This window comes from Marinoscillum sp. 108 (assembly GCF_902506655.1).
In the GTDB taxonomy this organism is placed as follows: Bacteria; Bacteroidota; Bacteroidia; order Cytophagales; family Cyclobacteriaceae; genus Marinoscillum; species Marinoscillum luteum.
The window spans coordinates 1,965,515-1,990,026 of sequence record NZ_LR734808.1; the positions used below are offsets into that span (position 1 = coordinate 1,965,515).

Below are 24,512 nucleotides of genomic sequence, written 5' to 3' on the forward strand. Positions count from 1 at the left end.
CATGGCACTACTGGAATTAAAAAATGTATCTAAATCATTTGGCAGCGGGCCTTCACAGATAGATGTCCTCTCAGACATCAACCTTTCGGTTCATGAGGGCGAGTTTGTGGCCATTGTGGGGTTTTCAGGAAGTGGAAAAACCACCCTGATCAACCTGATCAACGGACTGCTTTTTCCCGACAAGGGGGAAGTGCTCCTTCACGACCAGCGCATCACCGGACCGGGGCCCGACCGGGGCGTGATTTTTCAAAACTACTCCCTCCTGCCCTGGCTATCGGTCTATAGCAATGTGAAACTGGCTGTGGATGAGGTATTCACCCACCTCTCCAAAAAGGAAAGGGCTGCCCATACCGACCAATACATCGATATGGTGAACCTCACTCCGGCACGGGACAAAAAGCCCTCTGAGCTCTCGGGCGGCATGCGCCAGCGGGTATCCGTGGCCCGGGCACTGGCCATGAACCCGGAGATTCTGCTGATGGATGAACCACTCAGCGCACTGGACGCACTGACGCGTGGCTCCCTTCAGGAAGAGATCATCAAAATATGGAGCCAGGACAAAAAAACCGCCATCCTCATCACCAATGATGTGGACGAAGGGATACTCATGGCAGACCGGATCATCCCGCTCACTCCCGGACCAAAGGCAACGCTGGGGCCTGAGTTTAATGTGCCTTTTGACAGGCCGCGAGACGTCACAGAGATCAACAAGGATCCCGAATACAAAAAACTAAGAAACGAGATCCTGGAATACCTCATCGAAGTTGGCGCCACCAGAAGGCAGGTAAGCGATCAGAAATACATCCTGCCCGACCTGCAGCCTACCATGCCCGGAAGGATCATCTTCAAGAAGAAAAAGAAAAAAGAAACCGTCAAATATTTCTAAAACACACAGCCATGCAAGCACAACTTAAAGACATCATCGAACTGGTTCCGGAGACCGCCGAAAAGCCCAATATGCTGGTCTGTGAAGACCTTCGGAAAGTATATCCCACACCCAAGGGCGACTATGTGGTGCTGGACGACCTTCAGCTCTCCATCAGGCAAGAGGAGTTTGTCTCCATCATTGGGCACTCCGGCTGTGGTAAGTCCACGCTGCTCACCATGATCGCCGGGCTCAACGACATCAGCGGTGGCAAAATCTATGTAGACCATGATCAGGTGCGTGATGCCGGGCCAGACCGGGCCGTAGTGTTCCAGTCGCCCAGCCTACTGCCCTGGCTCACGGCCATGCAAAACGTCATGATCGGGGTGAAACAGGTCTTTCCCGGAGCCTCCAGAGCCGAAAAGGAGGAAATCTGCAAATACTACCTGGACAAGGTGGGCCTGGGCAATGACTTCCACAAACGTGCTACCGACCTTTCTCAGGGCATGCAGCAGCGGGTGGGCATCGCGCGCGCCTTTGCGTTGAAGCCTAAAGTCCTCCTCCTCGACGAGCCCTTTGGGATGCTGGACTCCCTCACCCGCGGAGAGCTGCAGGATGTATTGCTGGAAATCTGGCAAAAAGAAAAGATCACGGCCGTGGCCATCACCCACGATGTGGACGAGTCCATCTTCCTGGCGGATCGGGTGATCATGATGACCAGTGGGCCCTATGCCAAAATAGGAGATGAACTCACCATCCCCTTTGAGCGACCCAGAAACCGCAAGGCCGTACTCGAGCACCCGGAGTACTACGACTACCGGGCGTATTTACTGAATTTTTTGAATCATTAAATCCACTACTTAAACCATCCAACCATGAAAAAATACACTTCCAAATACCTTAGCGTCCTGGGCATTCTCACCCTGGTGATACTGGGCAGCCAGATCCTGATGCAGCAAACCATCTCAGGCAGTGAATCTGACTCCCGGATTATCAACATCTCTGGTAGACAAAGGATGTTGAGCCAAAAAATCACCAAGGCTTCCCTTAAACTTAAGGCCGCCGAAAATGAGCGTGAATTCAGTGTGGCCAAAACCGAACTCCGCGAAGCCTATGAGCTATGGGTACAGTCACACCACGACTTACAGTTTGGAAGTAAAGAGATTAACATCATAGAGATGAACGGAAATGAAGACCTCACCATCCTCTTTAAGGACATAGAGCCTCATTTTCAAACCATCAAAGAAGCTTCCGGCATATTGATCGGCATGAGGTATGAAGACATGTCCAATCCCGACAAATTCTCCATCATCAGGCAAAGTATTACTGAAATCACCGCCACAGAGGCCACTTTTCTGAACCTGATGAACCAGATCACCTTTCAGTACGACAAGCAGGCACATGCCAAAATTACCAAACTGTCTACCACAGAGTATTACCTCCTGGGATGTACACTTATTCTGATTTTGCTGGAAATATTCTTCATCTTCCGTCCCATACTGATGGATGCTAAAAGAAAGGAAAGTCTCATCTCAGAGCTGAGTATCCTCAGGGCTGATGAACAGTCCTTCTCTTCAGAACAAATCGGTCTGGCCAATCGCAGAATAAAAGAACTCAGGAAAGTGGCCCTTCAGCTAAAAGAAGAACTCACCGAAAAACACAAAGCCTACACCCTGAAGACCACCGACCAAATGATGGAAAACCTACGGCTCAAAGCCGCTCTGGAAGAGTATCAGGCCACGTCAAAAAAAACCTCATCTTTTGCCTCTAGGTAGTCATAAAGCAAGTCCTGACAGGTTTTCCACAACCTATCAGGACTCCCCTATTCCCAACCTCCTTGCTTTGATTAAATAGATTACGTAAAATATTTACGTATTATTACTTAATTATTCTAGGTAATTACGTAGTTTTGAAAAACATCTGAACTACGTAATTATTTTAGCATGGAAACAACTCAATCAGGAAAAGCCAAAAGAATAGAACTATTTAACCTCCGCTCCATCAACATGCGGGTATTTCACCTGACCTGGCTGGCGTTTTTCCTCTGTTTCTTCGGGTGGTTTGGTATCGCACCTATGCTCTCCATCGTCCGTGATGACCTGGGCATTACCACCGATCAAATCGTCAACACCAACATGATTGCCGTGGCATCCACGGTCTTCATGCGGCTGATCATAGGTTGGTTATGTGACCGTATAGGCCCTAGAATCACTTATACATGGTTACTGATCCTGGGTTCCATTCCGGTCATGATGATCGGAATGGCCCAAAATTATGAGCAGTTCCTCATCGCCCGTATGTTTATCGGAGCCATTGGCGCTGCGTTTGTCATCACACAGTTTCACACTTCGGTGATGTTTGCCCCCAATGTGGTAGGCACCGCCAATGCCACCACCGCAGGATGGGGAAACCTGGGCGGCGGAGTGACCCAGCAGGTCATGCCCGTGGTATTCGCAGGGGTACTGGCCTACGTAGGAGCAGAGCACCTGGCCTGGAGGTATGCCATGATCGGCCCGGGAGTGCTCCTTTTCGTCATGGGCTTCGTTTATTACCGTTTCACACAGGACACTCCGGAGGGCAACTACAAAGACCTGCCCAACATCAACAAAAAGAAAAGCGAGGCAAAGGACTCGATCGGTACGGTATTGAAAGACCACAGGGTGTGGGTACTCTTTCTTATCTACGGGGCCTGCTTCGGAGTAGAGCTTATCGTCAACTCCAAAGCGGCGCTGTACTTCACGGACTACTTCGACATGGACATTAAAACGGCCGGTTTGATCGCAGGCCTATTTGGCCTGATGAATCTCTTCGCCCGATCCCTGGGTGGCTATTTTGGAGATCGCTTTGGCAAAATCGGCGGACTCAATGGCCGGGTGAAATGGCTGTTCGTAGCGCTCTTTATGGAAGGTCTTGCCCTGATCCTTTTTTCCAGAATGGATACCATCCCCCTCATCATCATGTCGCTCATTTTCTTCAGCCTCTTTGTACAAATGAGTGAAGGTGCCACCTACAGTGTAGTGCCCTTTATCAATAAGAAGGCGCTAGGAATGGTCTCGGGCATCGTAGGCGCCGGAGGCAACGCGGGGGCTGTGGCCGGCATGCTTTTGTTCAAAAAACAACTCACAGGCCTGGAGTGGACAGACTCCTTCTACGTACTCGGTTTTATCGTTCTCGGGGTTTCGTTTTCGTCTTTCCTGGTTCGGTTTACCAAAAAGGCCGAGGTAGCCACTCCGGCAGCCAACAAAGAAGTCACCGTAGAGAAACACCTTCAGCCCGAATTAGCAGAAGCCATTTAATCACCTAAAGAATATCACATGTCACAAAAATGGGAAGAATCACATAAGACCGTATGCTCCTACTGTGGAGTGGGGTGTGGCATTGTGGTCTCCAAGGACAAGAAAGGTCGCCTGAAGGTAAAAGGGGATGAATCTCATCCTGTAAACAAAGGCATGCTTTGCTCCAAGGGAATGAACCTTCACTACACGGTGATGGATCAGAGTGACCGGCTGCTGAAGCCGGAAATGCGCTGGAGCAGACGCCACCCCATGGCTGAAGTGAGTTGGGATACCGCCATCGGTCGTGCTGCGGCCGTTTTCAAGACTTTTATCAAAGAGCACGGGCCCGATAGCGTCGGGTTTTATGTTTCCGGCCAGTGCCTTACGGAAGAGTACTACCTGGCCAATAAGCTGGTGAAGGGCTTTCTGGGTACGAATAACATAGACACCAACAGCCGCCTATGCATGAGCTCCGCTGTAGTAGGATATAAAGAAACCTTAGGAGACGATACGGTACCCATCTCCTACGAAGACATAGAACTATCCGATTGTATCTTCATAGCCGGAGCAAATCCGGCGTGGTGTCATCCCATCCTTTTCAGAAGGATAGAAAAACACAAAGCAGACAATCCGGATGTCAAAATTATTGTAGTAGATCCTCGGGTGACCGATTCCTGTGGCTTGGCGGACCTGCATTTGCAGGTCCAGCCGGGCACAGACATGTTCCTCTTTCATGCCATCGGCAAGTACCTCATAGAGCAAAACATGGTGGACGAGGAATTTATCCGAAAGCACACCAACGGGTTCGAAGCGTATGCGCATGAGATCAAATCCAGGTCGCTGCAGGAGTATGCAGCCATCTGCCGAGTGCCCATCGACTCCATCATTGAGGCGGCCAGGATCATTGGCCAATCCAAAGGATTCATCACCATGTGGGCCATGGGGCTTAACCAGAGTACTGCAGGGGTCAACCAAAACCTGGCGCTTATCAACCTTAGCCTGATCACCGGAAAAATAGGAAAACCAGGCTGCGGACCGTTTTCACTCACCGGACAACCCAACGCCATGGGCGGAAGAGAAGTGGGCGGACTCTCCAACCTGCTGGCAGCTCATCGAAACCTCGCCAACCCCACGCACCGCAAGGAAGTAGCCGACTTCTGGGGAGTAGATGCCATTCAGGGAAAACCGGGGCTTACGGCCACAGAGATGTTCGAATCACTGAAGTCTGGCAAGATGAAAGCCATCTGGATCATCTGCACCAACCCATCAGTGAGTATGCCCAATGCCCGGCTAGTAGATGAGGCCCTCAAAGCCGCCAAGTTTGTGATCGTTCAGGACATTTCCAGAAAAAGTGACACCACCCAATATGCCGACCTGCTGCTACCTGCTGCGAGCTGGCTGGAGAAGGAAGGCACCATGACCAACTCCGAGCGACGCATCTCTCATTTGGCTAAAGTGGTGGACGCACCAGGAATGGCGCTTCCTGACAGTGAAATTCTTATTCGCTTTGCGAAAGCAATGGGCTTTCACGGATTTGATTTCAACAATCCGGCTGAGGTCTATGAAGAGTATACCCGCCTCACCAAAGGCACCAGTATTGATGTTTCAGGGCTTTCCTATCACAAGCTGAAGCGTGCGGGATCGATCCAATGGCCGGTACCTTCAAGTGACCATCCCGGCACCCCCCGACTCTTCGAAAACGGGAAGTTTCTCACACAAGACCAAAGGGCCAACATCCTGGGGACGGGAGCACAAACGGCCCACGAAGAACCCTCAGAAGACTATCCGCTCATTCTCACCACGGGCAGGATCAGGGATCAGTGGCACACCATGACCAAGACCGGGAAAGTAGCCAAACTTAAAAAGCACATCGATCGACCCTTTTTGGAAATACACCCCGACGATGCAGACTTCAGGGACATCAGGGATGGAGATCCGGTGCGCATCTACAACGACCGGGGCGATGTACAGGTGGCGGCCAAAGTCACTGCCAGCATCAAGAAAGGGGTGGTATTTCTGCCCATGCACTGGGGGAAGAAACTCAACATCGACCTGTCCCGAGCCAACAACCTCACCAGTGAGGCTGTAGACCCCAAATCAAAACAGCCCGGGTTCAAGTTTTCCGCTGTGGAGGTGTTGCGCCATCTGATTCCCCGAAGGAAAATAGTGGTCATAGGCGCCGGAGCAGCGGCCTATCGCTTTGTCAATACCTACAGGGACTTCAATCAGGAAGACGAGATCCATGTATTCTCCAAAGAGAAATGGCCATTTTACAACCGGGTACTCCTCCCCGACTATGTGAACGAGACCAAAAAATGGGAAGACCTGGTGAAGTACACGGAGGCCGAACTGGAAGCACTCAACCTTCACCTGCATCCGGCCAACCCCATCATCCGGATCAACAGAGAGGACAAGACCCTGGTGGATGACAGAGGCGACACGCACAGCTATGACCTCCTCATCATGGCCACCGGTAGCCGGGCATTTATTCCGCCCAATGCACCTATGCACCTACCCGGTGTCTTTACCATGCGCGACCGTGAAAATGCCGATGACCTCAAAAAACAACTCTGCCCCGGCAGCAATGTACTGGTGATTGGCGGGGGCCTCCTCGGGCTGGAACTGGCAGCTGCCTTTACAGAAATGCAGGTGAGCGGAACCATCGTACAGCTGGGCTCCAGACTCATGGAACGCCAGCTGGACCCTATGGCCAGTGCCATGCTGCGTGAATATGTGCAGGACCTGGGGGTGCGCATCTTCACCAACGATGAGGTGGTGGACATCACCGAGAATGAAGACAAGCTCCTGCAAGTCACCCTCAAAAGTGGCAATAGCCTCCTCATGAATGCCGTGGTGTATGCCATAGGCACCAGGCCTAATACCCAGCTGGCCATCGATGCAGGACTGAAGTGCGGGCGTGGGGTGAAGGTCAATGACTACCTCCAGTCCAGTGATCCTGACATCTTTGCGCTGGGAGAAATTGCTGAGCACAACCAAAGGATGAACGGCATCACAGCCGCAGCGGAGCAGCAGGCGGATATTTGTGCCCGTTACCTGGCTGGCGACCCGTCTCACCATTACTCGGGCACCACCCCAATGAACATCCTGAAGTTCCCCAGTCTGGATCTCTGCTCCGTGGGCACACCCGAGATCCCCGTCAATGGGAAAAACTACAGTGAGATCACCTTTCTGGATCGGGAAGCACTCTATTACAAAAAGTGCATCATTCACAACGACAAGCTGGTGGGTACTATCCTGATGGGCGATAAGGCCGAATTTGCTGAGTACAAAGAACTCATCGAGAGTGGTACAGAGCTCTCCGACAAGCGCCTGCAACTCCTGCGATCTGGTGGCACCCCAGAGCCGGTGAAAGGAAAGCTGGTCTGCTCCTGCAACAACGTGGGAGAAGGAAACCTTCTGGAATCCATTGCTTTGGGGAATGACACCCTCAATAAACTCTGCCAGGCATCCGGAGCGGGTCTTGGGTGCGGAAGCTGCAAATCAGAAGTCAAACGATTAATCGATCGGTCTTTGGAGGCGGTCACATAAATGTATCTTTGTTCCATCTTTTCTGGTAATTAGCATTCAGATATGCAGGTAAAAGACTTAGTGAGAATATTTGTAAAGGGTGGGATCATCTCGCCGGGAGATTTCCTGAAAACCCTGCTGGTAGCCGAAAAACTAGGTGCCTCCCACCTTCACTTTGGATCCAGACAAGACATTCTCTTTGCTGCCAAAGAGAAGAGTAAGGCCATTTTGGATGAAACCTTTCAGTCCATCCATACGGAGTATGAAATCAATACTTTTGAATACCAAAACATCCTGAGTTCCTATGTATCACAGGATATTCTGCCGGGAAAGCAATGGCTGGCTTCTCATATTTATCACTACATCCTCAACGGGTTCAACTACCGCACTCGCCTCAGGGTCAATGTGGTAGACCCCTCGCAAAGTCTGGTGCCACTCTTCACCGGGCAGGTCAACTTCATTGCTTCCAATCTTGAGAATTACTGGTATGTATACCTGCGCCTCAAACGCATCCAGGATACTCCCTGGCAAATGCCCCTGCTGGTCTATACCGAGGATCTGGTAAAAGTGGCACAGGCCATTGAAAATGAGCACCTGCATGAGCGAGCAGATACCTATCAGGAAATATTCACCTTTCTGACAGAAAACGTGCAGATGAACACACAGCCTGTCACCGAAAACCTGGTGCTCCCTGAGCCTCATTTCCCCTATTACGAGGGCATCAACCGGCTGGCCGATGGAAAATACTGGCTGGGACTGTATTGGCGGGACAACAAGTACCGCATCTCTACCCTCAAAGCCATCATGGAGCGTTGTATCGAGACGGAAGTGGGTAAAGTGACCCTCACACCCTGGAAATCTTTTGTCATTAAAGGCATTTTTGAAAAGGATCGCATCGGGTGGGAAAAGCTCATGGGCAAATTTGGGATGAATCTGCGCCACAGTTCCCTGGAGCTCAACTGGCACCTGCCTGCATTGGATCAGGAGGCTTTGGACCTGAAATTTTATCTGATCCGCGAGCTGGACAAACAAGACATCAGCACGTATGGCCTTACCTTTACGATCAAGACCTCACCCGATATCATTCTGTTTACCTCGGTGGTGATAGAAAAATCCGAAAGCGGTGTATCGGAGAGTTACAACATTCTCTTTAGCAAAAACTTCAATCCCAACCTCACGGACTATCATTACTATGCCAGAGATGTACATAAGTCAGTATTGGCATCCCTCATTTTGGAGCTGAGTCTGGTGTATTACGAAAACCTGGATGAGGAGAAGGCAGTCTCCCCCAAAGTAAAGTCCATCATAGACAACATCCAGAAGGAGCTCTATCAATGTGTACACTGCCAGACGGTCTACGACAGTGAGTTTGGAGATCCCGAAGCTGGGATCAAACCCGGTACACCCTTCGCAGCTGTGGGAGCAGACTACATCTGTCCTACGTGCGGCGGCAACAAAGAAGGTTTTACAAAAATGAGCCTCGGCTAGTATCCCGGTCTTCCCGGGTGTTCACATTCACCAGAAACCCGGCACTCCCTTCAATGGCTTTGGTGGCACATTTTTTCAAAATATCCTGCAGACTGTACACTTCCTTGCGGATGGCACGCTTCAGCACAATAAAGGCTCCGGGATTGTAAATGGTGAGGGTGGTCTCATAAAATCTGCTCTCAGGATGCTGATAGGTGATGATATCATATTCCGGAGCATTGGCTGAGATCAACCCGGTGACAGCTTCAGGTGTTAATCCCATGAGGTCACATGCCACCACCAGCCAGCTGGACTTAGCGTCCTCAGCGATAGCCGTGGCCAGTCCGCCGATGGGTCCAATCTGATCATATGCATCTACCAGTTTGTTATAAGTATCCGGGATCACTTCAGCTTGTCGCTCATTACAGGAAATATAAACGGGGAGTCCCTGGGCGGTTAACATCTCATACAGGTGTTGATACTGTGGAGCACCATTGTCTTCCAGCAGGTATTTCTCTTCACCCATCCGGGAGCTTCCTCCCCCGGTAAGTATCAGGCATTTTATCATTTCAAAAAAGGCAGTTATTTGGCACACATGAGCTCTAAAAAAATGGAGCTTGGTGATGAATTTACCTCATTTTTCTGAAAAGCAAGAAATTTGATTCCTCAAAAGATCGGATGGACTTCTATCACAAACCCTACAACTTGAAATCATGAAGATAGGTGGCCTGCAAAGTGCTGGACATATAGACCAGCGGTGCATTCCAATTGATGGCCACCTCGTTGGTAGAGTAGCTGCATTCTTCATCCAGATAGCATCTTGCCGGATGGGACATCATGTATGCCTGTCGCCCGCAATCATCATTGACGTTCCTTGGATTGGGACCACCCACCAGCATGCCTGGCACAGGTGCTTCCACGCCATCTGAAGCCGACGGACGGTGATGAACCTTTTGCGGAGACAAAGAACCTTCTCCGGTCACAAAGCAATACCCGGTGGCATTTCTTCCCAGCACATAGTCCAGACCCGAAAGTGCGGCCTCATAAAATTCCCGGTTTCCAAATAGCCGATAGGCATTAATCAGCACCATCCCCTGATTGAGAATCTCAGAATTGCTCCCCCAGGTAAACTCATCGAGTGTAATTTTATAGGGAGCCGTCCGCCAAACGTTGGTCAGTCTGTCGGCTATGACCATCAACTGATCTGAGGATTGTTTATTGAGTTTTTCTGAGACGCCCATTCTGGCCGAGGACAGTGAGATGAGTCCAAGTGTCTCCACAGACGCCCAACTCGGTACCCTGAAGATCTGAAAGTCGTCTATCGTGATGCCCTCCATATAAATATCCCTGCCCGTGGCCAGGTACAGCTCTGTGGACGCCCAAAAGAACTCATCCCGAAAATCAAGATCGCCATACCCTCCGGTGGAAATGGCCGGATGACCAGCCATCGCTACATTCGGGTTTTCAAAAGGCACTCTGGAATTTACAGAGGCCCATCGCCAGGCTTTTTCGGCTTTTTCCAGTAGCTGGGCAGCATATGCCGGATGGGTGGCCCGAAACAATACGGATGACTTGGCCAAAACGGCCGCAAAGTCCAGTGTGGCGGCTGTACCTTTCGCTACTACATAGCGCTCACCAGTAGCCTCTGATGGTGATACAAAATTTTCAAAACTGGCTGAGGTGGTCTTGTGATACACCCCTCCGTCTTCAGGATCCTGCATGGACTCCATCCAGCGAACGTTCCACATAATTTCATCCAGCAGGTCTGGTACCTGGTTGTCGCTCTCGGGCAGATTCCAGGTGAGAGAGTCAAAAAGACCCGAATTGTGCTGATATGCAGAGATCAGTGTATAAGTGGCAATCCCGGAATTCACCACGTACTTATTGTAGTCACCTGCATCGTACCAGCCATATGGTGTGGAGATGACCGTACCCGCTGGCCGTGAGGAACTGGCCGCACTGGCATGTACATACACCAGGGTGTCGGGATGCGCATATCCGCGGTGATAAATCCCCGAGTGGCTGGGATCAAGTGATGTGGAGGCCCGATTGTAATAGTAAGACTTAGAAGCGCTCTTGACAAGTTCCAGATAAGGGGTATGAGAAATCTCAAAAAAGTGGGAGACCGTTTCTCCACATTGAATCCGGTAGGTCCCGGACTCATTAAAAGCACTAAAATCAGCGATGGCTACTTTTTCGCCTGATTTATTCCAATATTTTGTCTCCAATAGCACCCCTTCAAAAACAGGTTCATTGGAGGAATTGATTAATGAGAAATTATTGCTGGTTGGTTCTACGATTGCGGCTTGTTTTTTGGCATGCTGCAAATAACCAATCTGATTGATACGTATGTCCGGAGTGACTTGCTCGATGTTTTGACTTTTGACCATGCAGCCAACGATCGATCCAAAAACCGACATCAATAAAAGTAAACGAGCTCTTCTGATAATATTTCCCATTGACATGGTTGATTTCGTCTCTGATTCAACGCCAGAGATCATTTCGTCACTGCTTAACAGACCTTTATGAATCATCAGCAAGGTGACGCGACATCCCAGAATCGCGCCACACTATACCAATGATAAGAAATAATACAGGTCAAAAACTGACCAAGATCTTGCCGGTAATACCGGAATGAAAGAGCCACACCGGAGGCTGTCTCCGGTGTGAGCTCATAATTAATTTAATTGAAGCCTACCCGATCCACATAGATGGTGGTGCCGGTCACACCTTCTACTTTGAAAATCCATCTGGTCACATTGGCGAGGTTCACATCAGGATAGTTAGATAGGTCCAAATTGAACTCCGTCCAGGCGCCTTCCGTGATAGTCACCGCGTTATAGTTACCCCAAACATCTGATCCGTCCGAGCCCAAAATGGCAGCAACTGATGCTCCGTTGGTACCAGGGCCTCCATAAATGGCAAACGAAAGCACACTCATACCGCTAGCATCCACACCGGTCATACCTCCGGCAGAAACTCCGCCATCACTGGCTGTAGAGAACTTCCAGGAAACACTACCAGCATAGGCTTGCTCAGTATTGGCATTATCCGAAACATCTGTATTCCAGCTCCAGTCTCCACCACCAAAGTTGACACTCTCGTCAAACATATCTATAGCTAAAGGTTTGGGGCCTCCCAGGTCAAAGCCGACACGATCCACATAAATGGTAGTACCGGTCACGCCTTCTACTTTGAAGATCCATCTGGTGACATTCGCCAGATTGACATCCGGATAGTTGGCCAAATCAATTTCAAACTCAGTCCACTCACCTTCGGAAATGGTAACAGAATTATAGTTGCCCCATACATCTGCTCCATCAGATCCAAGAATGGCCGCCAATGAAGCTCCATCTGTACCCGGACCACCGTATATCGAGAAGGCAAATACGTTCATTCCTGTGGCATCTACACCAGACATACCTCCGGCAGACACCCCACCATCGCTGGCTGTGCTATACTTCCAGGATTTACTTCCAGAATAGAATTGCTCAGTACTGGCATTGTCAGACACATCAGTATTCCAGCTCCAGTCTCCTCCTCCGAAGAATACCTCATCATCATACAAGGTAAGACCCAATGGGGCCGGACCAGCTCCAGGCACTACCACATTCACACCCAGATTAGCCGAATAGCCATGAATGGTGGTATAGGTAATACCCCCAGACTTGGTCCCCTCCGGCACACTCAGTACGATTTCAGTGGGGCTGTGGCTCACGAAATTAGCCGCAGCAATAGGGTCTACCGATGGCAGAGACAGCTGAGCCACCAAATCAAGATCGGTACCAGTGATGGTCAGATTGTCTACACCTGGCACTGCCACAGCCGGAGCTGCTGCTGTACCTATAGGCAATACGATGGTCAGCGACTGAGAGGTCACTACACTTACTGGTGATAATTGATTCAAGGTGAGTGTTCCTTTCAAAGTCATGGCAGGTACTGCCACCACAATCTTACTCGCCGCCTGGCTCACAAAGTTGTCTTTGGTGACGGTAAGATCTCCACCAAAACCAATAGAAGTCACCAGGTCCAAATCCGTACCATTGATGGTCAGGTTCTCTGTGTGTCTCACTGCTGTAGGACTCAATGAAGTCACTGCAGGCAGGGTCACGACCAATTCATTCTCAGAAGCAAAAGTCAATGGATCTGTACCTCCTGAACTAAAGATCAGGAAGCCGGTCTGAGCCTCCATGGGCACTTCCACCACCAACTCGGTCAGTGACTGACTCACAAACTCCTCTACCAATAAGCCATCCTTGAAAGTAACGCTCTCTACCCAGTTTAGCAGATCACCGGTCACCGTAATGGTGGATCCAGGCCGTGCCTCAGCAGTAATAGAAGTAATCGTCACCGGTACCTCAAAGCTCAGAGGTGATTTGGTCTCAATATCTCCGTCTTTAGTTTTGAGTGTTACCAAACCAGCTTGCGCTGCCTTAGGAACGGTAATCTCAATCAAAGTAGAAGATTTGGTCAGGAAATCTGTGATTTCTATCTCCGGCTGCAGCACGATGGCCGACACTTTGTCCAGATTCAGACCAATGAATTTAATGGTATCCCCATGCCTAACTCCGGACGGTCCGTAGCTCAGTAGCACCACTTCACTGCCCATGGTATCCTCCTCTTCGCAGGACATCAGCAAACCACTTGCGCCCAGGATGCATACCAGCGCTAGCGACAGTATGTTCAGACTATTTATATATTTTATCAATTTCATATCTGTAATAGTTATTTAAGAATCCTAAAGCTCTACTATCCGCACATTGTCGATATAGATTTCAAAGGGAGAGTTGTCCGCCGAAGGTGCTCCAAGCATCCAGAAACTCAAACTGCCTGTGTTGTCCATATTGAACTTGTTAGCAGACTCTGTGTACACCACATCACCACTGTCGTTGGTATTCATGTTGTATTTGAATTCAGTGATCGGAATGGTCACAGTAACCCACTCACCTCCAGAGTCTACAGCACCACCGGCTGATTCCCATGGTCCCCAGACCGCTCTTGGGTTGAGGTCGTTGCTCCAGATCTCATTGTTACCCCCATTGTTCCATGGCGCAAAGCAGATGTTCAAATAAGAGGCATCCCAGGTGATGATCTTCGCTTCAAATTTCAGCGCATAGTTTTCAGGTTCTCCAGGGATAAGACTGCCCTCAGGACGGCCATTTCCCTGACCCCAAAACTGGGATTCATAGTGATTGTCACCCAATGGTCCCTCCTCACGAGGGGCATCGGCGCTATAGGTACCGCTCAACTTCAGGTAGTTACCATCCAGACTGTGATCGTCCGTCACATACAAACCTGGTCTCCAGCTACCATCTGCGTTCAGATCGTCGTAGTTCAGGAAGATGTTTCGCTGATCTCTGTAATGAAAACTGGTCTCAGTAGTCCCAAAGTTTGTTTGGATGGTCAACGGACCCGGTGCAGCACCCTCAGGTATGGTTACCTCCAGGGTATTCTGATCTACTACCTCCACTACGGCTTCAGCCCCGCCTGTGAAAGTCACAGTCATTGGCTCAAAAAAGAAGTCCCCAGTGATCACAGTGGTAGCTCCTACGGAAGCATACTCGCTAACCATGGCCACAGGCATAGGCTCAGAAATTTCCACCACAAACTTGTGAGACAAAGTAGATCCATTAGAAAAAACCAACCTCAAGTCATTGGTCACCTCAGAAGGCGCCCTGCTTGGCAGGTTGACAAGGATACTTTTGTTGGTCACGTAGGTAGGAATGACGACTGCTTCCAGGTCATTGAACCACACCTCTCTGGTACCGCCCAGGTTTTCACCCATAATGGCCACCAGGTCTCCAAGAAAAGCTCCTACCAAAAGAGAATCTGAGCTTTCCGGATTGGTCACCCTCACGTAGTGAATCACCGGCTCTCCGCCTTCACTGTCTTCACATGAAGTCACGGTCATCAATCCCAGCAAAATCACCGGAATCAAGAATGTGAATATTTTTTTATCTAAAATTTTCATTTTGCAATTCGCTTTAATACAAGAATTATTCAAAAATCCACTCTACAGGCTCCTCTGACAATCTAGGGTTGGCCACCACTTCATTTTCGGGAACTGGCAACTCCATGTCAGCAGCAGAGATGACCACAGGGCTGTCTGGCTCCACCACCTCATAAAATGCAGGGTTGTTTTCATCAGCCTGTGTAGCGCCATCTATGGCCTCTACCCTATAAGCTCTTTCCTGATCATTCAGATAATCAAGTGCCTCTGAGGGTGATCTTCTGTAGAAGCGTTTCACGTCGAACCAGTTGATTCCTTCCGCTCCAAACTCCATTCTTCTCTCTGTGAGAATGTCCAAGAAAGAAATGGAAGTCCTTGGATTCAAGCCCGCACGAGCTCTGATCTCGTTGAAATAGCCAAGTGCTTCACTATTGGTGGTGCTTCCGGCTGCTCCCAGAGTAGCTTCTGCGAAAATCAGGTAAACATCTGCCATTCTCAGCATGTACTGGTTCAGTGGGGATGCCTGATTGATCACACTCGCTCCGATATCATCCTGGCTTCCTACCACATACTTCTTGATGTTGTTGCACACAGGAGATTTGTATTCCAGCTGATTGCCATCCTCATCTCTACTCACAATTTCGTAGAGGTAGCCACCTTCATCTGTGTTCATGTCCGGATAGAAATCGCCAACGGACATAAATATCCATGGCTGTCTTTTATCCAAAATCACGCTATCCAAATTACCATCATTGGCATCCATGGCTCTTACATAGTCATACGTCATGGATTTGCCACCACCCCAGGCCTCACTGTTGCCAGTGATGATACTGCTACGGGCAAATACCGCCTGACGACTGTTACCAGTACCCCACGCGCCTGAAATCCACTGCAATGCAAACAATGACTCAGAATTGTTGTCGTTCTCTGGCTTGAAGAGGTCTTCGTAGTTCGCCATCAGGGCATAGTCACTATTTTGGATCACATCCTTGGCTAGTGCTGCTGCTTCTGCAAAGTTGGCTGATGAGTTAGGATCTGAAAGGTCAGACGCCTGAGTCAGTTTTACTTTGGCCAACATCCCTTTGGCACTCCAAGAGGTTACTCTTCCAGGGCTATCTGATGTGGGCAGGTGTTCTGCTGCATACGCGAAATCGTTGGCTGTATACTGAAGCACACTCTTATAGGTGTTTCTGGGCAGCTTATAGTCACCTCCTGCGATGATCGAAGCAGGATCTTCCACGATCGGAACATCACCCCAATATTCAGCCAGGAAGTAGTAGGCCATTCCTCGGAAGAATCTGGCCTCTGCCAGACCTGCATTGATGTCTGCTTCAGGCACCCCGTATCCGCCAGCTATCCTTGGCATATCTGCCAAAATCACATTGGTACGTGCTATGATAGAGTAAAGACTCGCCCATGAGTTGGAAACAATACTATTGGCAGGAGTAAAAGTGAAGAAGAAAAACTGTCCTTCATCCTGATAATCCTGATACATGTCTCCAGACAAGCCATCGCCAGCCGCCCATGAAAACTTATCGTTGAAATTGAACCATGGCCGACCGTAAAGTGTGGCTGTCACCGTTCTGATTTGCTCCTTGTTCTGATAAAACCCATCCAGAACAGGGTTGTCCTCCGGAAGTACTTCCAGAAATTGCTCACCACATGAGCTCATAGCGAATATGAGTACCGTGGCTATATAAAATTTAATTGCTCTTTTCATTTTTGAATACTTTTAGATTCTAAAATCTCAGCTTAGAAAGTAATGCTGGTTCCCAATGTGACCACTCTTGGAGATGGGTATCTTCCCATGTCCACATTCTGCAACAGTGCATTTTGGTTGAAAGCACCGATCTCAGGATCAAGTCCTGTGTAGTTGGTGAATGTGTAAAGGTTCTGAGCATTTACATACACACGCATTGAGCTTACTTTCACTTTGTTCAACATACCTTTTGGCAGCTGGTAAGACAAGCTTACGTTCTGAAGACGCAAGTAAGATCCATCTTCGATCCACCTGTCAGACATACGGTCGTTGGTGTTGTTGTCTGTAGGAGAAAATCTCGGGATATCTGTTCCCGGATTGGCCAGTCTGATGTCATCAGGGTTTGTCATGTCAGCATCAGGATCATCAGGATTGATGAACTCTACACGAGCTCTGTTCACCACTGTAGCCGCCTGGTTGTTGTTGAGACTTGACATTCCTTCGTTTCTCACACGCTGGAAGTTCAGGATTTTACCACCATAAGAACCTGTGAAGTATACATTCAGGGTGAGCCCCGCATAAGAGAATGTGTTGTTGATACCTCCAGTAAACTTAGGGTTAGGGTTTCCGATGCTGGTCTGGTCGTTTACATCGATCACACCGTCTCCGTTCAAGTCTTTGAACTTCTGATCTCCTATCCATACTCCATCACGCTGATGAATGAGGTTTTGATTGCCCTCTATGGACTGATCATCCACCTGTGTAGGGGAGTTTCTGATGTCCTCAGCATCTGTAAAGATTCCATCTGTCTGATATCCGTAGAACGATCCGATAGGGTTACCTGACGTTGTGCGCGTCACTGTCTGGAAGCCGGCATACCAGTAAAGGTTCTGAGTATATGGCTGATCGATGTTCAGTACCTTGTTTCTGTTCATTGTATAAGCGATATCTGTTGTCCATGAGAACTTGTTCGCCTCTATGTTTCTGGTGTTCAAAGAAATCTCGATTCCTTTGTTTTCCATCTGGCCCACATTGTAATAGGGAGCCCCTATATCTCCTCTGATAGAAGCAGGAATGGAAGTCAATTCCAGCAAAAGATCTCTCGACTGTCTGTTGTATGCATCCACGGTCAGGTCGATACGGCCTGCCCATAATGAAAGGTCCACTCCAAGGTTCATTTGTCTTGACGCTTCCCATTTCACATCGGGGTTAGCAAACCTTGAGTTTCTACTACCAGTACCTATCCAGGTATTTTCTGTGGTTAGACCTGAGCCGTAAGCATAGTTGGCAATGCTCTGGTTTCCTACCTCACCATATCCCAAACGCAATTTCAAATCTGAAAGCACCTTGGATTTAGGCATAAACTCTTCGTTCATCACTCTCCACGCAAATGAAGCAGATGGGAAGAATCCATATTTATTATTAGGTCCGAACCTCGATGATCCATCATAACGACCTGTCACGGTGAAGAGGTATTTATCAGACAATATGTAGTTCAGTCTCGTATAGTATGAAGACAAGGTATTCGCTCCCTGATAACCGCCAATTGGGTTGGCAGAGTTTTGTCCCTGGTTAGGAGTAGTAATGTTCTCATCTACAAAACCTGTCTTCTGAAAACTTGAACCTCTGTAGGTACTTTTCTGAGCTTCCTGTCCGAGCAGTGCGGTGAAATCGTGAATTCCAGACTGCAGGGTGTAAGTGAAATAGTTTTTCACCAGCCAGAAATCTCCAGTGCTCTCCGATTGGTTAAGGCTGTTCACATCATTGGAAAGTACCCCCCACTGATAGGTAGGATGAAAAGCTCTGTTCAATGAGTGGTTTTTGCTGATACCGTACTCTGTTCTAAATTTAAGACCTTTCATCAATTGCAGGTCCGCGAAGAAGTTGGCATACAGTTGCTCTCTTTCAAGCGTGTTATTTCTCATCAAAGCCAATGCCACCGGGTTGGCGCCTATTTCTGCTGAGTTAGCAGTAGGTCCCGCAAAATTGCCATCCAAATCCCGAACAGGTACTGCAGGAGACATCACCAATGACTGGGCGATTACACCATCTCCACCGTCATTCAGGGTGATGACCTCATCAATATCGGCATAAGAAATACTTGTTCCCACCTTAGCCCACTCGTTGACTTTGGCATCTACATTCAATCGCATAGAAACTCTTTCGAATCCTGAGCCGATGATGATTCCATCCTGAGAAAAATATCCTCCTGACAAGGCATAAGTAAAGGCGTCATTACCACCAGCAAACGACATCTGATGACTCTGCATTGGCGCTACCTCAAACACCTCTTCCTGCCAGTCTGTACCTTCTCCCAATATGGATGGATCCAGGAATCTTTCATTCACATTGATTCCGTCAATCTCGGTGCTCACCGAATTCTGAAATTCAGCGTATTCACGCAAATTCATCATGTCTACCTTTTTAGGCAATGACTGAAAAGCATAATAACCATCATAGGTGATCATGGCTTCTCCGGACTTCCCTCTTCGGGTAGTTACCATCACCACTCCATTGGCTGCTCGTGAACCGTAGATGGCAGTGGCCGAAGCATCTTTCAACACTTCTATACTTACAATGTCATTGGGGTTGATAGCGGCCAAAGGATTCACCTTATTTTGACCATTGGCTCCACCTGACCAGTCGAAACCAGTGATGGTAGGACCACCGCCATCGATAGGAATACCATCGATTACGTACAGAGGCTCATTGCCTCCACTCACCGAACTGGTACCACGTATACGAATAGAAACGGCTCCACCTGGAGCACCCGAGTTTTGGTTCACCTGTACTCCGGCGATTCTACCCTGAAGTGCCTGGTCCATGTTGGTGACCACCGTACCTCTGAGTTTGTCTCCTGAAATAGAAGCTACAGCTCCGGTCAGGTCACTCTTCTTTTGAGTACCATAGCCTACCACCACTACTTCTTCCAAAGTGGAGATGTCTATGTCCAAAGTCACATCAATACTCGACCTGGTTCCGACAGGGAATTCCTGTGTCTTAAAACCAACAAAAGAAACCACGAGGGTAGCGTCCTCCGGGACACTAATCTTGTAGTTGCCATCAATATCTGTGATGGTTCCGTTTGTTGTACCTTTCACTAAGACTGTCACCCCCGGAAGAGTGCTGCCATCTTCTCCCGAAGTAATCACTCCGGAGATTGTTCTTTCCTGACCGAATGCTGTGGTTACACTCAGCGAGAGGGTAAGGAAAGTCATGAAACAAACTCCCATTAATCGCTTAATAGAACTTTGAATCATTTCACTTCTACTGTAAACCTTTCTCATAAAATTGACATTTTAAAAAAATCAAAATTCATTACCATTTAGTTGTTAACACTTCAAAAAAGCATACTTCGTGTATTCGACTTTTATCGAATAATCAATATTAAGCGTTAGCAAACTCCCTTAGGTGCATCATTTGCTTACAAAAGGGTATCAAAATGTAAAAGTGTAATTTTGAGTACCTAAAAGCCCTTTTAAGGCTTGAAACGGACATTCTCAATTGTATTATTCGAAGGAATAGCGCGGCGGTGAATTGGGATATTCTACAACTAAGGGGCAAAAAAAAGAAAATTCGTTACTGAAAACGCTTGCTCATTGAAAAATCAATAGCTATTAGGTCGAAATACTGCCAAAGCTGTCCGAAGGGGTATGAAATGTTGATATTAGGGCTACTTTTCGCCCTTTTGGGCAGTGGCCTGAGCTGCATACTTCGATGGAAGCATTTTATACTCCATCTTGAAGTACTTGGTGAAATACTTGGGGTTATTGAACCCAACTTTATAAGCCACTTCCGCCACATTGAGCTGGCTCCGCTCTAAAAGGGCGGCAGCTCGTTTGATCCTGATGGAGCGGATAAACTCTATCGGGGTTTTCCCGGTCAGTTCGAGTGTCTTTTTATAAAGCTGACCCCTGCTCACCGCCAGTTCCCGGCTAAGCTCCTGTACGGAGAAATCCGAGTTGGAAATATTGACCTCTACCAGCTCCATCGCCTTCATGATAAACTGCTCGTCCAGAGAGGTAATCTCGATCTCACGAGGCTTGGCTTCTATACGATGTTCCGAAGCAAAAATGAGTTTTTGAAGCTGCACCGCTGAGCGAATGCTTTGTACCAGTATTTCGAAATTGAAGGGCTTGGTAATGTATTCGATGGCTCCGGCTTCAAACCCCTCCAGCTTTTGATCGTCAGAGTAATGGGCTGTCAGCAAGATCACGGGAATGTGCCCCGTGCGTGGATCACCTTTGATCTTCTTACAAAGTTCTATTCCATTGATCTCAGGCATCATGATATCAGACACCACCAAATCAGGCTGAAAATTCAGGATCTTCTTCCAGGCTGCCTTGCCATTGGGTGCCTCATAGATGTTGTAGAGTCTTTCCAGGTTATCTTTCAGGTAAAACCTAAAATCATCATTGTCATCGGCCAAAAGGATGGTTGCCTTTGAGGCTTCGTGTGGCAGCGGCACTGACTCTTCCATGAAATCATCCACCACATCCTGAACTTTGTAGTCACCGGACAGCTTTTTCATGGGGAGTTCAAAAATGAACGAGCTGCCTTTTTCCATTTCGCTTTCTACCCAGATGTTTCCACCGTGCATTTCCACAAACTCCTTGGTAATGGACAAACCAATACCGCTTCCATGGTTGAGATTTGCTGTATGCTTGTTGTCCACCTGGAAAAACCTGTTGAATATATCTCCCTGACGCTCTTTGGGTATACCAATACCATCGTCGGTCACACTAAAACGAATGGTGTGAATGTCTTCCCTGTAAGCAATGTCACTGACTTTCACCACTACCCTACCTCCCGTATGAGTAAACTTAAAGGCATTTGAAAGGAGGTTAAACATGATCTTTTCCATCTTGTCCCGATCAAACAAAGTCAGGAACTCCGATAGGTTGCTTTCAAAATCCAGCCGAACACGGCGGTCAGCCGAAAGGTCAGAAAACGACTCTACAATGCTATTTGTAAAATCAATCACATCTCCGGTAGCCAATGAGATTCTGTGCTGATTGGCCTCCATCTTTCTGAAATCCAGCAACTGATTGACCAGTGTTAACAACCTTTTGGCATTCCTGAAAATCAACTGAAAGTGCTTTTGATCCTGTGGATCTGTGCTTTTCTTCAGCATGCGCTCGATTGGAGTGAGGATGAGGGTGAGTGGCGTGCGAAACTCATGGCTGATGTTGGTGAAGAATTTGATCTTCATCATATCCAACTCATGGAGGCGCGTGGCTTCCATCTGATCCTGTGTGACCTTGGCACGAAAACGCTCCTTCTGAATGATCGCCCTGCGTGTAAGGAAGAGTACCAGGAGAACAAAGAGAACATAGATCAAATTGGCCAGAGGAGTCTTCCAAAAAGGGGTCAGAATCACGATATCGATGGCTATGGGCTCATCGCTCCATTGATGCGTCCTGTCAGAGGCCATTACCTCAAAACGATAGTTTCCCGGATCCAGGTTCGTATAATTGGCACGGTGTACATTGGCCCGCTGTATCCAGTCCTGATCAAAACCCACCAACCGATACTTGTACACGGTATTTTCCTGTTGGTAAAAATTGAGGGAGGTAAACTCCAGCGTAAAAGAATTTTCGGAGGGCTCCAGCACGAGTTTTTCTACGTTATTAATACCTCGTTCAAACCACTTTCTTCCGTTATATTCATCTCCGGGCTTAATGAGCCTGTTGGACAGGTAAAAATCCAGAAAGACGAGTTTGTTTTCCTCGTTGGTCACTTTGATGGCTTCCGGATCAAACACGTTTAGCCCGTTTTTACCACCAAAAGCCAAATGGCCATTTTTGAGTCTGAGGGCAGACCGCTCGTTGAACATATCACCCTGAAGTCCGTCAGAAATATCAAAATTCTCGAAAATTGGCGCCTCGTTTTCAAAATGAAGTTTGGACAGTCCCGTATAAGTACCCAGCCAGATGTTGCCATCCAAATCTTCCATGACCGAGGTAACGATGTTTTCCGGCAACCCATCTTCCTTCACAAAGGAGTCAAAATCGTTCGTCGCCCTGTTGAACCGGCTCAAACCATACATGGTACCTACCCAAATACTATTTTCATGATCGCAGTAGATATCCAAAATGGAGTTATTCACCAAAGAGCGGTCATTTCCCTCCTCCTTGAGCAAGTGAGTCATGGTGCCATCTGCATAGTTATAGGCCTCTATTCCATAGCCTGTCCCTATCCAGATATTCCCATCCTTATCTTCACACAGTGAGGTCACATAGTTTGAGTGTATCCCCTGATTGTCCAGCCCAAAATGGTGAATTTTGTTAAAATCCGCATCGTACACATCTACACCACCTTTGAGCGTTCCTACCCAGATCAACCCTCTGGAATCGAGGAGCAGGTTCCAAATGCTGTTATCACTAATGGAGTTGGAATCTTCAGGGTTGTGATAATAGGCCTTGAATTTCTTACCATCGAAATAATTCAACCCTCCAAAGTAAGTCCCCAACCAGAGCCCCCCATTAGCGCCCGGTGCCATGCTGACTACAATGTCTGAGCTGATACTTTTTGGATCATTCTCTTTGTGTCTGTAATTGGTAAACTCCCCTTTTCTCAGGTCAAAGTGAACCAACCCACCTCCATCTGTGCCTATCCAGAGATTACCCTCGTCATCCTCTACCAGGGGCCAGATGTCATTGGCATTGGGCGTTTGATTATCCGTTTGTTTATAGAAATTAAATGACACTGACTTAGGCGAAAAGTAGTTGACTCCTCCCTTGTTGGTACCTATCCACACGAGACCAGTACGGTCCTGATAGAGCGCAATGATGCTGTTGTGACTGAGTGACCTGGGATCCGAAGGGTTGTTGCTAAAGCTCTGCAACTTCCAATCAGCTTTGGAGATCATGGTGAGCCCGCCATGATCCGCTCCGATGATAATGCGCTCAGATTCGTCCTGAATGATACCTGTGACGAGGTTAGATCCAAGATCTTTATTATCTAAATGAATACAGGTGCCTACCGATGGGCGGTAATAGCAAACCCCAAAAGAGTATGCCGAGCTGTAAAACCAATAATCTCCATCCTTGTCAATGAAGACCGTCAGTCCCTGAATATTCGCGATGTGCTCGGGATAACGCATAAAGCTGCTGTTTCGCAAATCAGACACATCTGCCAGTTCTATTTCACCATCCAAATGCACGAGGGCCATATTGCCCTTATTGTCGGGTTGTACAGAGGATACATCCCGGTACGCACCTCCGTAGTGATAAATCTCTTTGGTGTCACTCAGGTATTTTTTCACCCCGATGTTATCAATCACAAACCAGAAGTTGCCCAATCCATCCTTTACCATGACGCTCAGGTTGTAATGATTGATGTCTAGCTCAGCCAGCAGCGGCCGGATATCTACATAGCTTTCCTTGTAGATATCGTAAGCAAAAACTCCGTAATCAGATTTGATCCAAAGATATCCTTCCGGGCCTTCTTTGATCCAGACGATATTTTGATCACTTAAGGAGAATGAGTTATCATCTTCATGCTCAATGACTTTAATGCTATTGCCATCATACCTATTGAGACCAGAACGGGTGCCAAACCACATGAAGCCCAGCTGATCTTTGTAAATGGAAGTGACACGATTATGCGACAACCCATCTCGGGTATCCAGCTTTTCGAAACGAATCTGTGAGAATTGTCCAAAGCTGACTTGTGTAAACACCAGCCAGAAGAGCACCAACAAAAGTTTAATGTTGCGCATTTTCG

At 48.2% G+C, this 24,512-nt stretch carries 13 protein-coding genes and 1 pseudogene; 7 read left to right on the forward strand and 7 right to left on the reverse strand.

Translation table 11 applies throughout. The annotated features are described in order from the left end of the window. Position 1: 1 nt before the first annotated feature. The 7 genes and pseudogenes from GV030_RS08130 to GV030_RS08155 all read left to right on the forward strand — a co-directional run bounded on the left by GV030_RS08130 (position 2) and on the right by GV030_RS08155 (position 9,156). Positions 2–886 (forward strand): ABC transporter ATP-binding protein, encoded by an 885-nt coding sequence (locus tag GV030_RS08130; RefSeq protein ID WP_185155808.1) that lies wholly within the window; start codon positions 2–4, stop codon positions 884–886. A gap of 11 nt (positions 887–897) precedes the next feature. Continuing rightward, positions 898–1,716: an ABC transporter ATP-binding protein gene (locus tag GV030_RS08135; protein WP_159581607.1), complete on the forward strand. Its 819-nt coding sequence runs from the start codon at positions 898–900 to the stop codon at positions 1,714–1,716. Positions 1,717–1,740: 24 nt separating this feature from the next. Further along, positions 1,741–2,640, forward strand: coding sequence for a type IV pili methyl-accepting chemotaxis transducer N-terminal domain-containing protein (locus GV030_RS08140; protein WP_159581609.1), 900 nt, complete (start codon positions 1,741–1,743; stop codon positions 2,638–2,640). A 168-nt stretch (positions 2,641–2,808) separates the two neighbouring features. Next, the gene (locus GV030_RS08145; RefSeq protein ID WP_185155809.1) at positions 2,809–4,161 is read left to right on the forward strand and encodes a NarK family nitrate/nitrite MFS transporter; all 1,353 of its coding nucleotides are present in this window, start codon (positions 2,809–2,811) and stop codon (positions 4,159–4,161) included. A 51-nt stretch (positions 4,162–4,212) separates the two neighbouring features. Then, positions 4,213–4,341: pseudogene (locus tag GV030_RS21690) on the forward strand (hypothetical protein); the annotation flags it as partial. Between the two features lie 12 nt (positions 4,342–4,353). Further along, positions 4,354–7,689, forward strand: a complete 3,336-nt coding sequence (locus GV030_RS08150; RefSeq protein ID WP_370519072.1) for a molybdopterin-dependent oxidoreductase — start codon at positions 4,354–4,356, stop codon at positions 7,687–7,689. Between the two features lie 42 nt (positions 7,690–7,731). Beyond that, complete coding sequence (locus GV030_RS08155; RefSeq protein ID WP_159581613.1) at positions 7,732–9,156, forward strand: rubredoxin; 1,425 nt, start codon at positions 7,732–7,734, stop codon at positions 9,154–9,156. Here the strand turns inward: GV030_RS08155 and GV030_RS08160 are convergent. The 7 genes from GV030_RS08160 to GV030_RS08190 all read right to left on the reverse strand — a co-directional run bounded on the left by GV030_RS08160 (position 9,134) and on the right by GV030_RS08190 (position 24,507). Next, on the reverse strand, positions 9,134–9,703 hold the full coding sequence (locus tag GV030_RS08160; RefSeq protein ID WP_159581615.1) for a molybdenum cofactor guanylyltransferase: 570 nt from the start codon (positions 9,701–9,703) through the stop codon (positions 9,134–9,136). The genes GV030_RS08155 and GV030_RS08160 overlap by 23 nt on opposite strands. Before the next feature lie 130 nt (positions 9,704–9,833). Next, positions 9,834–11,594: a glycoside hydrolase family 9 protein gene (locus GV030_RS08165; protein ID WP_159581617.1), complete on the reverse strand. Its 1,761-nt coding sequence runs from the start codon at positions 11,592–11,594 to the stop codon at positions 9,834–9,836. A 224-nt stretch (positions 11,595–11,818) separates the two neighbouring features. Further along, positions 11,819–13,849, reverse strand: a complete 2,031-nt coding sequence (locus tag GV030_RS08170; protein ID WP_159581619.1) for a hypothetical protein — start codon at positions 13,847–13,849, stop codon at positions 11,819–11,821. Positions 13,850–13,873: 24 nt separating this feature from the next. Next, complete coding sequence (locus tag GV030_RS08175; RefSeq protein WP_159581621.1) at positions 13,874–15,106, reverse strand: glycan-binding surface protein; 1,233 nt, start codon at positions 15,104–15,106, stop codon at positions 13,874–13,876. Positions 15,107–15,131: 25 nt separating this feature from the next. Next, positions 15,132–16,805 carry a RagB/SusD family nutrient uptake outer membrane protein gene (locus GV030_RS08180; RefSeq protein ID WP_159581623.1) on the reverse strand — a complete coding sequence of 558 codons (1,674 nt, stop codon included), beginning with the start codon at positions 16,803–16,805 and terminating at the stop codon, positions 15,132–15,134. A 32-nt stretch (positions 16,806–16,837) separates the two neighbouring features. Next, a complete protein-coding gene (locus GV030_RS08185; protein ID WP_255465238.1) occupies positions 16,838–20,071 on the reverse strand; it encodes a TonB-dependent receptor in 3,234 nt (1,077 codons plus the stop codon). Positions 20,072–20,457: 386 nt separating this feature from the next. Next, positions 20,458–24,507: a two-component regulator propeller domain-containing protein gene (locus GV030_RS08190; RefSeq protein WP_159581625.1), complete on the reverse strand. Its 4,050-nt coding sequence runs from the start codon at positions 24,505–24,507 to the stop codon at positions 20,458–20,460. Between the last annotated feature and the right edge of the window lie 5 nt (positions 24,508–24,512).

Excerpts from the sequence above, each read along its gene's own strand:
- GV030_RS08130 (WP_185155808.1), top strand. The coding sequence starts at position 2 with ATGGCACTACTGGAATTAAAAAATGTATCTAAATCATTTGGCAGCGGG.
- GV030_RS08135 (WP_159581607.1), top strand. The coding sequence starts at position 898 with ATGCAAGCACAACTTAAAGACATCATCGAACTGGTTCCGGAGACCGCC.
- GV030_RS08140 (WP_159581609.1), top strand. The coding sequence starts at position 1,741 with ATGAAAAAATACACTTCCAAATACCTTAGCGTCCTGGGCATTCTCACC.
- GV030_RS08145 (WP_185155809.1), top strand. The coding sequence starts at position 2,809 with ATGGAAACAACTCAATCAGGAAAAGCCAAAAGAATAGAACTATTTAAC.
- GV030_RS08150 (WP_370519072.1), top strand. The coding sequence starts at position 4,354 with ATGGATCAGAGTGACCGGCTGCTGAAGCCGGAAATGCGCTGGAGCAGA.
- GV030_RS08155 (WP_159581613.1), top strand. The coding sequence starts at position 7,732 with ATGCAGGTAAAAGACTTAGTGAGAATATTTGTAAAGGGTGGGATCATC.
- GV030_RS08160 (WP_159581615.1), bottom strand. The coding sequence starts at position 9,703 with ATGATAAAATGCCTGATACTTACCGGGGGAGGAAGCTCCCGGATGGGT.
- GV030_RS08165 (WP_159581617.1), bottom strand. The coding sequence starts at position 11,594 with ATGGGAAATATTATCAGAAGAGCTCGTTTACTTTTATTGATGTCGGTT.
- GV030_RS08170 (WP_159581619.1), bottom strand. The coding sequence starts at position 13,849 with ATGAAATTGATAAAATATATAAATAGTCTGAACATACTGTCGCTAGCG.
- GV030_RS08175 (WP_159581621.1), bottom strand. The coding sequence starts at position 15,106 with ATGAAAATTTTAGATAAAAAAATATTCACATTCTTGATTCCGGTGATT.
- GV030_RS08180 (WP_159581623.1), bottom strand. The coding sequence starts at position 16,805 with ATGAAAAGAGCAATTAAATTTTATATAGCCACGGTACTCATATTCGCT.
- GV030_RS08185 (WP_255465238.1), bottom strand. The coding sequence starts at position 20,071 with ATGAGAAAGGTTTACAGTAGAAGTGAAATGATTCAAAGTTCTATTAAG.
- GV030_RS08190 (WP_159581625.1), bottom strand. The coding sequence starts at position 24,507 with ATGCGCAACATTAAACTTTTGTTGGTGCTCTTCTGGCTGGTGTTTACA.